This window comes from Rhodococcus sp. 852002-51564_SCH6189132-a, from assembly GCF_001665495.1.
Lineage (GTDB): Bacteria > Actinomycetota > Actinomycetes > Mycobacteriales > Mycobacteriaceae > Rhodococcus > Rhodococcus pyridinivorans.
Window position 1 is genome coordinate 62,360 of sequence record NZ_LZMJ01000026.1, and the last position, 13,982, is coordinate 76,341.

Genomic DNA, 13,982 nt, shown 5'->3' on the forward strand with positions numbered 1-13,982 from the left:
ACGGACGAGTCGTTGTTGGTGGCCGCTATCGGTGGCCGCGGTCGGGACCGAGGAGGCTGGTGATGCCGCGCATGGCCGCCGGTGAGGGTTTGAAGTAGCGGCGCAGGTTGTCGGGTTTGCGGTGGCGGGACTTGGCCATTAGCTCGAGCAGGCTGGCTCCGGCCTCGCCGAGATGCGTCAGGCCAGAATGCCGGAGTTCGTGCAGGTCCCAGCCGGTGCCGGGTCCGTTGGTGGCGGTGGCGGCATCGAGCAGGGCGCGGGCCTGGCCGTAGGACAACCTGGCCAGGCCGGTGTCGGGGCAGATGTCGCGGTCGGCGACGGCTTTGCGGGGTCCGGGTCGGCGGTGGGTGACGAACAGCGGTCCGCGGGTGCGGCCCTTGGTGAGGCGTGGCAGGAGCCGGGCGGTACCCGCGTCCCAGTACACGAGCTCGTGCGCGTACTCGTGATGGGCGGCGCCGCGGCGGCGGGTGCGGGGCTTGGCGCCCTTGGACTTCACCGGGCAGCACCGCCCGGCCAGGTCGAGGTCTTCGATGTTGACCTGGAGCAGTTCCTCGGTGCGGGCGCATGTTTCGTAGAGCATCCGCCACAGCGTCTTATCCCGCAGGTCGATGTCGCGGCGGGTGATGAGCCGGTCGATCGCGGTGCGCGAGCGCACCGGGGTGGCCGAGTCCGGCGGGGTGGAGCGTTTCACCCACGCGGGGACCGCCGGGGCGAGGTGTCCGTGCTCGCGGCACCACGCCAGCCAAGACGCGACCGCGGCGCGGCGGGCGTTCCAGGTGTTGACCGCCGCCTCGCCCCACAAAGTTTCCAGGGTTTCGCCGATCTCGTCGTCGGCGACATTGGCCAGCGGCCGGGCCTCGCCGAGCCTGGCGGTGGTCTTATCGACGGCGATGGCGTAGGAGCGGCGGGTGTTCGGGGAGCGGATCGAGTCGAGGAAGCCGTCGCCGGCGGCGCGGACGGTGATCCCGGACGACAACATTGTGACCTCCCTGGCCTGCTTGCCACAGATAACAGGGCCGCTTCGCGCACCGCCGGAGCGGAGTCGTCGCAGGCCGGGTTTCATGGTGCCACAGATAACAGGGTGTTATCTGTGGGATCAGTCGGCGGCGGGTCGGTGGACGCCGCCGGCGGCGGCGTTGACGGCTTCGGCGAGGGTGGGGTGGATGTGGATGGCGGCGGCGAGTTGGCCGTAGGTGGCGCCGCAGGTCATGGCGATGACGGCTTCGTGGACGAGGTCGCCGCCGTCGGGTCCGGCGATGTGGCAGCCGAGGATCCGGTCGGTGGCGGCGTCGGCGACGAATTTGACCAGGCCGCGGGTGTTGCCGATGGCGCGTGCTTTGGCAACGCCGGTGAAGTTCTGGCGGCCGATGATCACGTCGTAGCCGGCTGCGCGGGCGGCGGGTTCGGTCAGGCCGACGGCTCCGACTTCGGGGTCGGTGAACACCGCGTGCGGCACGACACGTCCGGTGGTGGTGCGGTCCTGGTCGCGGTAGACGGTGCGGTAGACGATGTCGGCGTCGTCGCGGGCGGTGTGGGTGAACATCGGCCCGCCCCGCAGGTCGCCGATCGCCCACACGTTGTCGGCGGAGGTGTTCAGGGTGTCGCCGACGGTGAGGAAGCCGTGCGGGTCGGGTTGCAGGTCGAGGTGTTCCAGGCCCAGGGCGTCGGTGTTGGGGGTGCGCCCGGTGGCGAGCAGCAGGTGGCTGCCGGTGATCTCGGCGGTCTCGGTGCCGGTGCAGCCGATCCGGATGTTGCCGGCCGTCCCGGCGGCGTGAGTACAGGTGGTGGCGGTCGCGACAGTGATGCCGTCGGCAGTCATGCCGTCGGCGACGGCGGCGCTGATGTCGGGGTCTTCCCCGGGCAGCAGCCGGTCGGCGCGCTGGACGATGGTGACCTCGGCGCCGAATCGCCGGAACATCTGCGCGAATTCGCAGCCGACGTAGCCGCCGCCGACGACGAGCAGGTGGGCGGGTAGTTCGGTGAGGTCGAGCAGCGTGCGGGAGGTGTAGTAGGGCACGGCATCCAAGCCGTCGATGGCCGGGAGGGTGGTGCGGGTGCCGGTCGCGAGGATGATCCGGTCCGCGGTCAGGGTGGTGCCGTCGACGGTGAGGCGCCGGTTACCGGTGAATTGTCCTGCGGCGTGGTAGAAGTCGAGGTCGGCGGATTTTTCGACGGCCCGATACGATCCGGCCCGGATGGAATCGACGAGGGTGTTCTTACGCTCCACCACGGCGGCCAGGTCGACGGTGACCGGACCGCCGACGCGGACGCCGAACTCGGCGGCGCGGCGGGCCTGATGGGCGACGGCGGCGGAGGCGATCATCGTCTCGGTGGGGATGCAGCCCCGGTTCAGGCAGGTCCCGCCGAGCAGTTCCTTCTCGACGAAGGCGACCCGGCCGTGGCGGGCGGCGCGCAGCGCCAGTGGCAGCCCGGACATTCCGCCGCCGAGCACGAGGGTGTCGTAGCGTTCGGTCATTGCGGGCGCCCTTCCTCGATGACGGTCGTCGGGGTGCAGCAGTCGACGGGTGCGGCATCGGTAACGCGGCGCCGGATCATGCGGTGAGCGAGGACGGTGACGGCGGCGGTGAGCACGGTCAGTGCCGCGATCGTCGCCATCAGTGGTGTGTGGTTCTGCAGCCAGGTGCTGGCGGTGGTGGACAGGGCCGCGAATCCGTTGGTGCCGGTGGTGTCGCCGGTGACGGCGGGCAGCCAGTACCAGGCCAGGTAGGCGCCGGTGAGGATGAGCACGGTCGCGGTGATGCGGGTGCCGTGCCGGGCGAGGGCGGCGAGATGGTGGGTGAGCGCGGTACCGGCGGCCGCGGCGGCGAGGCTGACCAGCAGCAGGATCGTCGCGGCGCCGAGGGTGTAGGCGACGAACACCGCGAGCAGCGCACCCCAGCCCGCGGTGGCCTGGGCCTGGGCGATGACGGCCAGCAGCACCCCGAACGTGCACGACAGCGACGCCGCGGCGTAGCCGATCCCGGCGAGGACGATCCCGGTTGTGCCGCCCGGCCCGGTGGCCGGGCGCAGCGCTCGGGTGGGCAGTCGCAGACCGAGCACGCGGCCGGTGAACATGACGACACCGAGCAATACCAGGGCGACACCGACGACCAGACCGAGCCACGGCGCGGCGCTGATCAGCGCGCGGGCACCGGCGCTGATGGCCAGCCCCGCCACGGCCAGGGTGCCCGCGAACCCGAGGGTAAAAGCGACGCCGGTTCGCAGCGCCCGCGCCGTGCGTACCCCGAGCGGTTCGGTGGCGGTGTCGCCGAGGGTGTGGGTGATCCAGGCCGGCAGCAGCGCGAAACCGCACGGATTGACCGGGGCGAGCATGCCCGCGGTGAACGCCAAGGCCAGCAGCCCGTTCACCGGTCCCCGGCCTTCGCCAGCGCGGCGGTGATCTGATCGGCGGACGGGTCGGCGGCCCGGTAGGCGACCGCACCGCCGGGGTCGACGACGAGCAGGGTCGACAGGGCGGCCACGGAGTACCGCTTGGTCAGGGTCGCATCGGTGTCGATGACCGCGGGCACGGTGTCGGTCCCGGTTTGCTGCTGGAAGTCGGTGACGACCTGGGCAGGTTCGGCCGGATCCATGTCGACCAGGACGAAAGCGGCGGTGTCACCGAGTTGTCGCGCAGCCTGCGACAGCGACTTCGCGCCGCCCACGCATTCACCGCAGCCGACCGAAAAGAAGAACATCGCCGTCGGCTTGCCGCTGGGCACGGTCACCGGCGCCCCGGACAGCGCGGTGACCGTGACGGGGTCGGTGGCGGCGCGGGGCGAGGCGGTGTCGGTGCCGCAGGCAGCCAGCACCGTGACCGCCAGGGCGGCGAGCGCCGCGCTCACCGTGCGTCGGGTGATCGGCGTGGTCACGGCTGGGAACTCCGATCGGTCGACGCGTTGGGCTGATGCGATCGGCGGGTGCCCAGCAGTCCGCGGACTGTCCCTCGCTGCGGCGGCTTACGACGGCGCGCGGTGTAGCCGACGGCGGCGAGGACCATCACCGCGGCGGCCACGATCGGTCCCCAACTGCGCAGCGCACCGCCGAGGGCGGTGAGCGCACCGGCCGCGATCAAGGCCGGTCCGGCGCAGCACACGATCATGGCCACGGCGGCACCCACCACCGCGAGCGGGCCGCCGATCCCCGTGGAGTTGTTGCGTACGTTCATCAATGTCCTGCTCCGTTCACACGAGCGGTGTCGATGCGGGTGCAGCAGGTCAGCGCGGCGGCGTTGTCGGCGGCGAGGGAGCGGGCCAGCATCACCAGGTCCGCGACGCGTGGGTCGCCGACGGAGTAGCGCAGCTTCTTGCCGTCACGGCGCGCGGTCACATAACCGCAGTCGGCCAGGCAGGACAGGTGCACCGACACCCGCGGCTGGGAGATCCCGGCATGCTCGACACACTCCGCGGAGGTGCGCTCGGCGGCCAAGATGAACTCCAGCAGCTTCAACCGCGTCGGATCCGACAGCGCGCGAAAGAACTTCGCCGTCGCATCCAGGTGCGTGCAGGCCGTCTCGCCACCGGGCGCGGTGACGGCGGCGGTCGTGGACCGGGGCAAGGGGATCGCCTCCACAAGAAGAAAGTTGAACTATTCGGATAAGCGCATAGTATGATGTCCGGAGATATTCGTCAACGCGAATAGCAACCTGTTCCGTGACCGGAGTCCCCCAGCAAGGAGAACCCGCCGTGACCACGACATCCCCGCGCGCCGATCTGGCGATCATCGGTTCCGGTTCGGCGGCGTTCGCCGCCGCCATCGCCGCGGTCAACCTCGGCAAACGGGTGGTGATGGTCGAGCGCGCCGCGATCGGCGGCACCTGCGTGAACGTGGGCTGCGTGCCGTCGAAGGCGCTGCTGGCCGCCGCGGAGGCCCGGCACACCGCGGCGAGCGCCGACCGGTTCCCGGGGCTGGCGGCGACCGGGGCACCGGTGGACTTCGCCGAGCTGATCGCGGGCAAGAACGCGCTGGTCGACCGGCTTCGCGGCGAGAAGTACCTCGACCTGGCCGCCGACTACGGCTGGGAGATCGTCTCGGGAACCGCCGTCTTCACCGGTACCACCGACGCACCGGTGCTGCGGGTCGAGCAGGGGGCCGATGGCCCGCGGGTGATCGACGCCGATCAGTACCTGATCGCGACCGGCGCCGCGCCGTGGGCGCCGCCGACCGACGGGCTCGCCGAGGCGGGGTATCTGACCTCGACCACCGCGATGGAGCTCGACGTCCTGCCGGGGTCGCTGATCGTGGTGGGCGGCAACGCCATCGGTCTCGAACAGGCACAGTTGTTCGCCCGGCTCGGCACCCGGGTCACGGTGATCGAGGCCCTGGATCGGCTGGCGCCGTTCGAGGAACCCGAGATCTCCCGGGCCATCGCGCAGGTGTTCGCCGACGAAGCCATCACCGTGCTCACCGGCGCCACCCTCGACAAGGCACTGGCCGAGGGCGGCGAGAAACTCGTCACCGTCCGCACCGCCGACGGGGCCACACCGAACTGCGGGCCGCCCAGCTGCTCATCGCCACCGGCCGCCGCCCCGACACCCCCGGATTGAATCTGGCGGCGGTCGGGGTACGCACCGACGACCGCGGCGCCGTCGTCGTCGACGCCCACCAGCGCAGCAGCAACCCGCGGATCTGGGCCGCGGGCGACGTGGCCGGCGGCCCCCAATTCGTGTACGTCGCGGCGGCGCAGGGCACACTCGCCGCCGGCAACGCCCTCGGGCACGCCGGCCGCACCCTGGACTACACGGCGCTGCCGCGGGTGACATTCACCAGCCCGGCCATCGCCGCGGTCGGCCACACCGACAGCCAAGCCGCCGCAGCCGGATTACGGACCGAGTCGCGGCTGCTCACCGGTGCGAACGTGCCGCGTGCCCTGGTCAACCGGGACACCCGTGGTGTGGTCAAACTCGTCGCCGAGGCCGGGACCGGGCGGGTGCTAGGCGTGCACGCCGTCGCCGAGGGTGCCGGGGATCTGATCACCGCCGCCGGGTACGCGATCACCGCGGGCATGACCGTCGACCAGCTCGCCCGCACCTGGGCGCCGTATCTGACCATGGCCGAAGCGCTGAAACTCACCGCCCAAACCTTCACCGCCGATGTCGCCAAGCTGTCCTGCTGCGCGGGCTGAGGACCGGATCGAGCCGTCATGAACACACCGGTGATGACCATCGGAGACCTGGCCCGCCGCACCGGAGTGCCGGCGAAAGTACTACGCCGCCACCACGACCTGGGCCTGATCTACAGCCTCGGCCGCAGCCGGGCCGGATACCGGCTCTTCGACGAACACGCGCTGTGGTGCGTCGAGGTCATCGCCACCCTGCGCGGCCTCGGCCTCACGGAGGCCGAAATCCGTCAGCTCGCCGCCACCTGCGACGACAGCGCCCGGCCGGTCGGACCGCAGCTGGCCGAACTACTGGCCCGCTCCCGGACCCGGATCGAGGACCGCATCCGCGACCTCGACGAGCAGCGCCGCCGCATCGACGAGTTCGAACACCACCACCACGACGCGTTGACCCGGGCGACCAGCCACGACCGAGCCGCCGCCCCGCCGTGGGTGCCGGATCCGAGGACATGCGGCTGCGGCGCTTGACCTTCCCTGCGGTGGCAAGCCCGACACTCGATCCCACACCCGTGACTACACGCTCCGAGGGGACACCAGCGATGACGACCAACCCGTTCGCCACCACCATCGTCGACACACTGTTCGACTCCACCGCCAATACGGGAACGAACCTGATGGGCACCGCGATGCGGCTGCTCGCGGCCGGTGAACCGATCACCATCGAACAGCTCGCTACCGCCGCCGGCGCCAGCGTCGCCGACGTCGAGAACGCGCCCGCCGCCGCGGACATCGAATACGACGACCGGCACCGCATCCTCGGCTGGGGCCTGACCCTCAATCCCACCCCGCACCGGTTCACCGTCGACGGCCACCAGCTCTACACCTGGTGCGCCGCCGACACCCTGCTGTTCCCCGCCATCATCGGTCGCCCCGCCACCGTCGAATCCACCTGCGCCGCAACCGGAACCACCATCCGACTGTCCGTTGACCCGGCCTCCGGGGTCAGCGGCCTCGACCCGGCCACCGCGGTCATCTCTGTACCCGGCCCCGACGAACTCGACCCGACCCGGGTCCGCGCCACCACCTGCAACCCCGGCCGCTACTTCGCCACCGCCGTGGCGGCCGCCGACTGGCAGAGCCGGCACCCCACCGGGCTCGTGCTGCCCGTCGCCGACGCCTACGCCCAGCTGCGCCCGATCAGCGACCGCGTCCTCACCGCCACCGAACCACCACGCTGTCGCTGACCCAACCCAGGCCACCGATGTGCCCAGCTACGCCCCAGCACCCTCTCCCGGAAGGTGGTAGCCGGCGGTCAGAAGAGGGTGTCGCGGACCCGCAGCGGCCGGTACCCGGTGGGGCCGAGCTGGGCCAGTTCGGCGTCGATGTCGACCTCGATGGCGCCGAAGAAGTTGATGTTCTCGCTGTGCGCCGGAGAAATGTGCGCCAGCACCTCGTCATCGATGCGCCGCCCGGCCCGCCGCATCTGTTCGGTCGCCAGACCGTAATACTCCGTGGTCCAGGCGATGACGGCGTTGGTCGCCAACGTGAGGCACCATGCCTGTTCGGTCTGTCCCTCCAGGTGCCTCGCGCGCACGGTTCCTTCATGCGCGTAGAGCAGGTCGCGGCGGAGCGCGTGCAGGGATTCGCCCTTGTTGAGCTGGCGGGAGATCTTGCGTCGATAGCCCGGGTCGGACAGATACCGGGCGGCGTAGATCGTGCGCCGCAGCGCCCCGTACTCCTTGAGCGCCGCCGCGAGGGCGTTCTGCCGGCCCGACGCCGACAGCTTGCCGACCAGCAGCGACGCGGTGGCGTGCCCGAACTTCAGCGACCCGGCCAGCCGGAGCAGGTCGTCGTAGTGCTCGGCGATCAGATCGAGATTGCACCGCCGGGTCAAAAGCGGGCCCGCGTGCGGGAACGCGGACTCGACCTGGGCTCGCGGCGCCGCCCGGTACAGGGTGATCCGGCCCAGGTCCCGGATGCGGGGCGAGAGCTGCAACCCGAGCAGGTCGAACAGCCCGAAGTTCACCAGGGTGACGCCGTGCGTGTCGGTCGCATGCTCGGTGATCGGCAGATCCGTTGCATTGCCGAGGATTTCGTCCAGCACGTAGTGAGCTTCACGTCTCGTCGCGACGATGACCTTCGTGCCGTAGGTGGCGTGCTGATCGGTGACATGGGTATACGTGCTCAGTCCTTCGTTCGCGAAATAGCGGCTCAACGCTCTGGCAGTGACCGATTTGCCACGGGTCGGGAACCGCTGCCCATCACTGGAGGACAGGGTGCCGGCCCCGAAGATCGGGGTCAGCGGCAGGCGTTGGTGGTAGTCGATGATCGTCAGGTTCGCCGCCCGCAGCGTCTCCTCCCGCACATACCACTCCGAAGTCCAGGCCAGGATGTCGTAGGAGATGCCGGAGGCCTCCGCCATACGGGTGAGACCCAGGTTGGTGGAGTAGGCCAGCAGCACCGCGATGAGGTTGCGCTTCAACTCCGGGGTGCGGGACTGCTTACCGCCGGCGTGGGTGAAGCAGTCCAGGTAGCCGGTGCGTTTGTCCAGCTCGATCAACAGCGACACGATCGGCGCGAACGGCAGCATCTCCGTCAACTCCTGCTTCAACGCCACCGCTTCGGCCGGAACGTCTTCTGCCGACAGCGGCGAGACCACCAGGTCACCGGCCTCATCGAGACGGACCGGGCCGTCGCCGTCGGCGAGCACCTTCTCCAACTCGCTCATAGCGTCGTGCAGCTCGTCGGTGGCGGTCGCCAGGGCGCGGGCCGGATCAGCGGACTTGCCGACCAGGCGGCAGAACTCGTCACGCTGCGGCTCCCACGCCTGCGGGGTCAGCAGGTAAGCGGCCGGGTCGGCGTAGCGGCGCGACCCCGGCACGAACACGTCGCCGCTGCGCAACCCGTCCCGCAGCCCCAGCAGCACGCACAGCTCCCAGTAGTGCCGATAGGCGGTGGTGTTGCCGGCTTTGCGGGCCTCGTCGAGGTAGCCGCGCCACTTCGTCGGCACGAACCCCGTCGGCGCGTCGTCGGGCACCTTGCGGGTACCGGTCGCATTCAGCTCCCGCAGCATGTGCACCCCGATCAGCAGCTCGATCGCCGCGGTGCCGCCGGCGAACCGGACTGTCGACAGCACCTGCGGGGTGAACTGCCGCAGATAGGAGTACGAGCTGTCCAGAGCGGCCAGGTGCCCGTGATCGCGCGGCAGCCGAGGTTTGGCCTGCGCGACCGCGGCCCGCAACCGCTCCCATCCGATCCGATCGCCCCGGATCAGGCCGCCGATCTCCTCGTCAGGGATCTGCGTGTCGGTGATGATGGCCAGCAAGTCGTCGAGCAACCCCTGCCGATCCTCTCCGGCCTTACCGCGCTCGGCGAGCTCGTCGCGCATCCGGCGTTCGGCTTTGCTCAACCTGGCCGAGATCGCCTGATCGAACAGCTGCACCACCTCGTCGAGCACATCGGTGGCCGACTGAGCCAACACCGTGAGCAGGATCGGGTAGCGGCGTTGCGGATCCCGGCGTTCCAAGGCTTGGCCCGTCAAGCGTCGGCCCACAGTCGCCAGGAACCGCCGCCGCTCCGCCGGCAGCACCGACATATCCAGCTCATCCGCGCCCAGGTTGCGCAGGAACACCAGCTTCTCGACCTCGGCCTTCACCGCGGTCGCCGACGCCTCCACCGGGCCGGTCGACAACCACCGCAACCGCGACATCCCGATAGACGGGTCGGCGACCAGCAACGCATCCAGTTCCTTACACCGCTGCGGCGTGAACTCGCGCGCCAACCGGTCATAGGTCTCCCGCTGCGCCTGCGTGCGAGCATGCGCGACCCGGCGGACCACCGTGTCCGGGCCCGGCCGGATCACCCGCGCCGAGATCAGGTACTCACACGCCAGCCGGAACAACAGCGTCGGCGAATCGTGCTCCATCGCCCGCGCCAGAAGGAACTCATCCAGCTCCTTCAACTCCATCGACCCGGCCGGCCGCCACCCCAGATACTGGGCCACCAGCCGCACATGCTCGGTCCGCGTCTGCGCCCGCTTGCCATACGAACGAAGCTGCACCGCATCGACATTCAGCTGATCCGCCAACCGGGCCACCGCCACCGGCGGCGCCGACGACACCTTGTCCGGCACGAACCCCAGCCACGGCAAGGTGCACAACGCCACCGCCAGGCCCAGACGGACCGCAGGGCCCCTGCCCTGCGGAGCAACGAACGCCAGATCCGCCGGGGTCAGCGTGAAGTACCGGAACAACTCCTCACGACTGATCTCCGGGAACTCCCGCAGGCGCTGCAACTCCTCGTCCGCGAATACCCGCGTCGCCACGAACCCCAGCCTCCAAAACGCCGACCAACCTCATCGGCAGCCAAGCCAAGCACCAACCACCCCGGCCCGCAGCCCGAACCGAGAAATCACCGCCGACCAGGCGCTACGCGAACCTCGTTGTTTTTTGCGCCATTACTACCGGGACCCCTGCAGGTCGCCGGACGCAACGGGGACCGCCGGAACTGACCTCGACGCATCCGCCCACCGGGCCCGGATCTCTCAGCCGAGCCCGGTGAGCGCCGCCGGCGCCCATCCCGGCCAGCGCACCGCACCCACCGGCACCCCGCCGGCGAACCGCGCCACCACCACCGGGGTCCCGGACGCCGTGTCGTACACCGACGCCTGATCGGCGCGGCCGATCGCTTCGGCCACCAGCGGCCACAACCGCCGATAACGCGCCCGGATCTTGTCCTCGGGCACCGCATGCCCACCGGAGGCCACCCGGTGCTGTACACGCAGCACCGACATCGCCTCGGGCACCAGCATCACGTGCAGCACCACCGTGAACCCCACCTCGTGCGCGCGGTCGATCAACTCCAGCTTCGACGGATGCGAGAACACCGTCTCCGCAATGAACGACCGGCCCTGCCGCAGCAACCGGTCCCGCGCCGCCGCGGCGAGCTGCGCCGCCTCGTACGACATCTCCTCCGCCCGGTCGGGCCAGCGCTGCCGCGCGATCACATCCGCATTGACGAACACGCTGCGCGGCAGCAGGGGAGCGAGGGACAACTCGACGAACGTCGACTTGCCGGAACCGTTGGGACCGACGATCAGATCCAGACGCCTCATGCGTCGTCGAGCACCTGGCGACTACCGTCGGGACGCTGCTCGACCAGCCGGCCTTCGTCGTCGAGCACCACCGTGGTGACCCCACGCGCGGCGAGAATCTCGGCGTAGTCGGTGCGGGCCAGCCCGTCCGCCAGGAGCGCATCGATCTCCGCGTCGAACAGCCGTCCCTCGGCGGCGGTGAGCTCGCTCAGCTCCCGTGTCCCGGCCAGCGCCTCGTGCACCCGGTGCAGGGAGGCGGTCTCGTGGGCGGTCATCGCGCGGCCGATGCGGGCCCAGTACTCGAGTTGCTGGCGTCCGGTGCGGTTCTGGCGGCCGCCCTCGGCGATGGCGCTGTCGACGAGTTCGGCGTCGAAGCGGGTGACCTTGTCGGTGGATGACGTCATGACGGCCTCCTGATGTTGCAGTCTGCTACAAGCGTAGCTGTCTGCAACACGCCACGCACCCCCGAATCCTCCCGCCACCACCCGGTTCGTGACCTCCCGCTACGCACCGCCACCCGGATCGACACCCGATCGAACCCGAGCCGTCGCCGCGGAACCGGCCACGCGACCTACCGTGAGCGAGTACTCCCATCGCCAGGAGGTGCGTGATGACCACGGAGATGCACGAACCCGACCAAGCACGACTCGAGCAGACCCTCGGACAACTCGTCGTCGACATGGGTGCGGCCATGAACGGCGCACTGGTGCTCATCGGCGCCGAACTCGGACTGTGGCGCGCGCTCGACGAAGCCGGCCCGGTCAGCAGCGAACAACTCGCCGACCGCACCGGCATCCGCGAACGCTATCTGCGCGAATGGCTCTCCGCCGAGACCGCCAGCGGCTATCTCACCTACGATCCCGACGCCGGAACGTTCAGTCTGGCACCGGAACACGCCATGACCCTCGCCCGCGAGGACAGCCCCGTCTACCTGGCCGGCGGCTTCCACCTGATCGGCTCCGTGTACAAGGACCGCAGCCGCATCGCCGAACGCATCCGCAACGGCGAAGGTTTCGGCTGGCACGAACACGATCCCGAACTGTTCGTCGGCACCGAACAGTTCTTCCGCCCCGGCTACCGCGCCAACCTCGTCGACGTGTGGCTGCCCGCCCTCGACGGGGTCGTCGACACACTGCGCGCCGGCGCCACCGTCGCGGACATCGGCTGCGGCCACGGTGTCTCCACGACCCTGCTCGCGCAGGCGTTCCCGCAGTCCACCATCCGCGGCTTCGACTACCACGACGCGTCCATCGCGCGGGCGACGGAACTGGCCGCGGAGGAGGGCGTCGACAACGCCACCTTCACCGTCGCCTCCGCGACCGACTTCCCCGGATCCGACTACGACCTGATCTGCTACTTCGACTGCCTGCACGACATGGGCGATCCCGTCGGCGCACTGCGGTACGCGCGCGGCGCGCTCGCCGACGACGGCGCGGTGATGCTCGTCGAACCGTTCGCCCGCGACAGCCTGCCCGAGAACCTCAACCCGGTCGGCCGGATGTACTACGCCGCATCGACGGTGCTGTGCACCCCGTCGTCCCTCGACCAGCCGGTCGCGCTCGGGCTCGGCGCGCAGGCCGGGGAGCGACGGCTCGCCGATGTCGCGGCCGAAGCCGGATTCGGCACCTTCCGCCGCGCCACCGAAACACCCTTCAACCTCGTCCTCGAAGCACGCCCCTGAAACAGTCTTCGGGACACCGGATCGGACTCATCGGCGACTACGGCGGCGCCGATAGGCGACGATCGGAGGATGGACCGAGTCACCCGACTCTCGCTCGCCCTGGACCGTCAGGATGGGCGGTGCCTGTGGTGTGGACGGGAGTTCGGGCGGCTGATCACCCCGACCACCGATCATCTGGTGCCGCGCCTGAAGGGCGGGCCGAGCATCACCGCCAACGAGGTTGCCGCGTGCCGACGCTGCAACGCCGACCGCGGACACATCGCGCCGGTCGAATGGCTCGACCGGTGCCGGCAGCGCGAGGGCTGGTCACCCGACGAGGAGCTGCTGTCACGACTGCTCGAGGAGCTCGCCGACGAACTCGTCCGGGTCGGTGGTCATCGCCGTGCCCGGGATTATCTGTCCGCGCAGTTGCGGCGGTTGCGGCGAGCGTCATAATGCACGGGAGGCGAGATTAATACGTCACTGTGACGTTTCTGGGTTCATCGTCCGAGGCGGAGGAGGGGAGTCCGCACCTTCGACCCGGCGGGACGCGACCCGCAGACAGGTCAGGACGAGCACGGCGACCCCGACGGCCACCGCGGACGCGACAGGCGAGCAGATCCCGCTCGCCGCCAGGAGCGTCCACCGTCCACCCGAGTTCCTCGAACACCGCCGCAACGAAATACGCACCGACGACCGCCACGAGGGAGACCGAGATGCCGGACGGACCGGTACCGGCGACCACGATGGATGCGACCAGCACCAGCGCAGCTGATACAAACAGTGCGACGATCAGCCACAGCGCGCGCGGCAGCGTGCACATGCGCCGCCGGGCCGACTCGCGCCCGCCGCCGGCGGCGAGGGCCGCAAGTGCCGGGCAGACGAACATCAACGCACTGACCGGCAGACGCGCACCGGTGATGTCGAATTCACCGTCGGTGAGTGCACCCCAGAGATAGAACGGGACGGTGGTGATCGCGAAGACCACCCAGGAACGCAGGAGCCGTGGTTGCGTCACGGTCGACCTTCCCGGATCGCGTTGTCACTGCCGCGCCGATGATATCGACGCAGATAGGTGTCCACAGCGGGACCCGCTAGACCACGTGAAAACGTCACAGTGACGTTTTCACAACGGCTGGGCGGGCGGGGGGGGGGGGCGGGGGGGGGGCCCG

The 13,982-nt window shown here is 70.1% G+C and carries 14 protein-coding genes and 1 pseudogene; 5 read left to right on the top strand and 10 right to left on the bottom strand.

Annotated features, from left to right (window positions below; genetic code table 11):
- Window positions 1-25: 25 nt before the first annotated feature.
- From A5767_RS05310 to A5767_RS05335, 6 genes are all read right to left on the bottom strand, one after another.
- A complete protein-coding gene (locus A5767_RS05310; RefSeq protein ID WP_017682183.1) occupies window positions 26-979 on the bottom strand; it encodes a tyrosine-type recombinase/integrase in 954 nt (317 codons plus the stop codon).
- Between the two features lie 117 nt (window positions 980-1,096).
- Window positions 1,097-2,476, bottom strand: a complete 1,380-nt coding sequence (locus tag A5767_RS05315; RefSeq protein ID WP_064851845.1) for a dihydrolipoyl dehydrogenase family protein — start codon at window positions 2,474-2,476, stop codon at window positions 1,097-1,099.
- Window positions 2,473-3,369: a cytochrome c biogenesis CcdA family protein gene (locus A5767_RS05320; protein ID WP_010596917.1), complete on the bottom strand. Its 897-nt coding sequence runs from the start codon at window positions 3,367-3,369 to the stop codon at window positions 2,473-2,475. The genes A5767_RS05315 and A5767_RS05320 overlap by 4 nt, the downstream gene beginning before the upstream one ends.
- A complete protein-coding gene (locus A5767_RS05325; protein ID WP_010596916.1) occupies window positions 3,366-3,872 on the bottom strand; it encodes a TlpA family protein disulfide reductase in 507 nt (168 codons plus the stop codon). The genes A5767_RS05320 and A5767_RS05325 overlap by 4 nt, the downstream gene beginning before the upstream one ends.
- The gene (locus A5767_RS05330; RefSeq protein ID WP_010596915.1) at window positions 3,869-4,168 is read right to left on the bottom strand and encodes a hypothetical protein; all 300 of its coding nucleotides are present in this window, start codon (window positions 4,166-4,168) and stop codon (window positions 3,869-3,871) included. Before A5767_RS05330 ends, A5767_RS05325 begins: the two co-directional genes overlap by 4 nt.
- Window positions 4,168-4,557 carry an ArsR/SmtB family transcription factor gene (locus A5767_RS05335; protein ID WP_026138108.1) on the bottom strand — a complete coding sequence of 130 codons (390 nt, stop codon included), beginning with the start codon at window positions 4,555-4,557 and terminating at the stop codon, window positions 4,168-4,170. Before A5767_RS05335 ends, A5767_RS05330 begins: the two co-directional genes overlap by 1 nt.
- Window positions 4,558-4,685: 128 nt before the next feature.
- Here A5767_RS05335 and merA point away from each other — a divergent pair.
- The 3 genes and pseudogenes from merA (at window position 4,686) to merB (ending at window position 7,302) form a co-directional block, all read left to right on the top strand.
- A pseudogene (merA, locus tag A5767_RS05340) lies at window positions 4,686-6,124 on the top strand (mercury(II) reductase).
- Between the two features lie 18 nt (window positions 6,125-6,142).
- Window positions 6,143-6,586, top strand: coding sequence for a MerR family transcriptional regulator (locus A5767_RS05345; protein ID WP_010596912.1), 444 nt, complete (start codon window positions 6,143-6,145; stop codon window positions 6,584-6,586).
- A 71-nt stretch (window positions 6,587-6,657) separates the two neighbouring features.
- Entirely contained in the window at window positions 6,658-7,302 is a 645-nt protein-coding gene (merB, locus tag A5767_RS05350) for an organomercurial lyase MerB (protein WP_010596911.1), read from the top strand.
- A gap of 68 nt (window positions 7,303-7,370) precedes the next feature.
- Here merB and A5767_RS05355 read toward each other — a convergent pair whose 3' ends face one another.
- The 3 genes from A5767_RS05355 to A5767_RS05365 form a co-directional block, all read right to left on the bottom strand.
- Window positions 7,371-10,382, bottom strand: a complete 3,012-nt coding sequence (locus A5767_RS05355; RefSeq protein ID WP_017682184.1) for a Tn3 family transposase — start codon at window positions 10,380-10,382, stop codon at window positions 7,371-7,373.
- A 219-nt stretch (window positions 10,383-10,601) separates the two neighbouring features.
- Window positions 10,602-11,171, bottom strand: coding sequence for a zeta toxin family protein (locus A5767_RS05360; RefSeq protein WP_019289576.1), 570 nt, complete (start codon window positions 11,169-11,171; stop codon window positions 10,602-10,604).
- Window positions 11,168-11,554: a TA system antitoxin ParD family protein gene (locus A5767_RS05365; RefSeq protein ID WP_019289577.1), complete on the bottom strand. Its 387-nt coding sequence runs from the start codon at window positions 11,552-11,554 to the stop codon at window positions 11,168-11,170. The genes A5767_RS05360 and A5767_RS05365 overlap by 4 nt, the downstream gene beginning before the upstream one ends.
- A gap of 206 nt (window positions 11,555-11,760) precedes the next feature.
- On the opposite strand from A5767_RS05365, the gene A5767_RS05370 reads away from it, so the two are divergent.
- Window positions 11,761-12,831: a class I SAM-dependent methyltransferase gene (locus tag A5767_RS05370; protein WP_019289578.1), complete on the top strand. Its 1,071-nt coding sequence runs from the start codon at window positions 11,761-11,763 to the stop codon at window positions 12,829-12,831.
- A gap of 69 nt (window positions 12,832-12,900) precedes the next feature.
- Window positions 12,901-13,266 carry an HNH endonuclease gene (locus A5767_RS05375; protein ID WP_024101068.1) on the top strand — a complete coding sequence of 122 codons (366 nt, stop codon included), beginning with the start codon at window positions 12,901-12,903 and terminating at the stop codon, window positions 13,264-13,266.
- A gap of 16 nt (window positions 13,267-13,282) precedes the next feature.
- Here A5767_RS05375 and A5767_RS05380 read toward each other — a convergent pair whose 3' ends face one another.
- On the bottom strand, window positions 13,283-13,828 hold the full coding sequence (locus A5767_RS05380; protein WP_156665127.1) for a hypothetical protein: 546 nt from the start codon (window positions 13,826-13,828) through the stop codon (window positions 13,283-13,285).
- Window positions 13,829-13,982 lie beyond the last annotated feature (154 nt).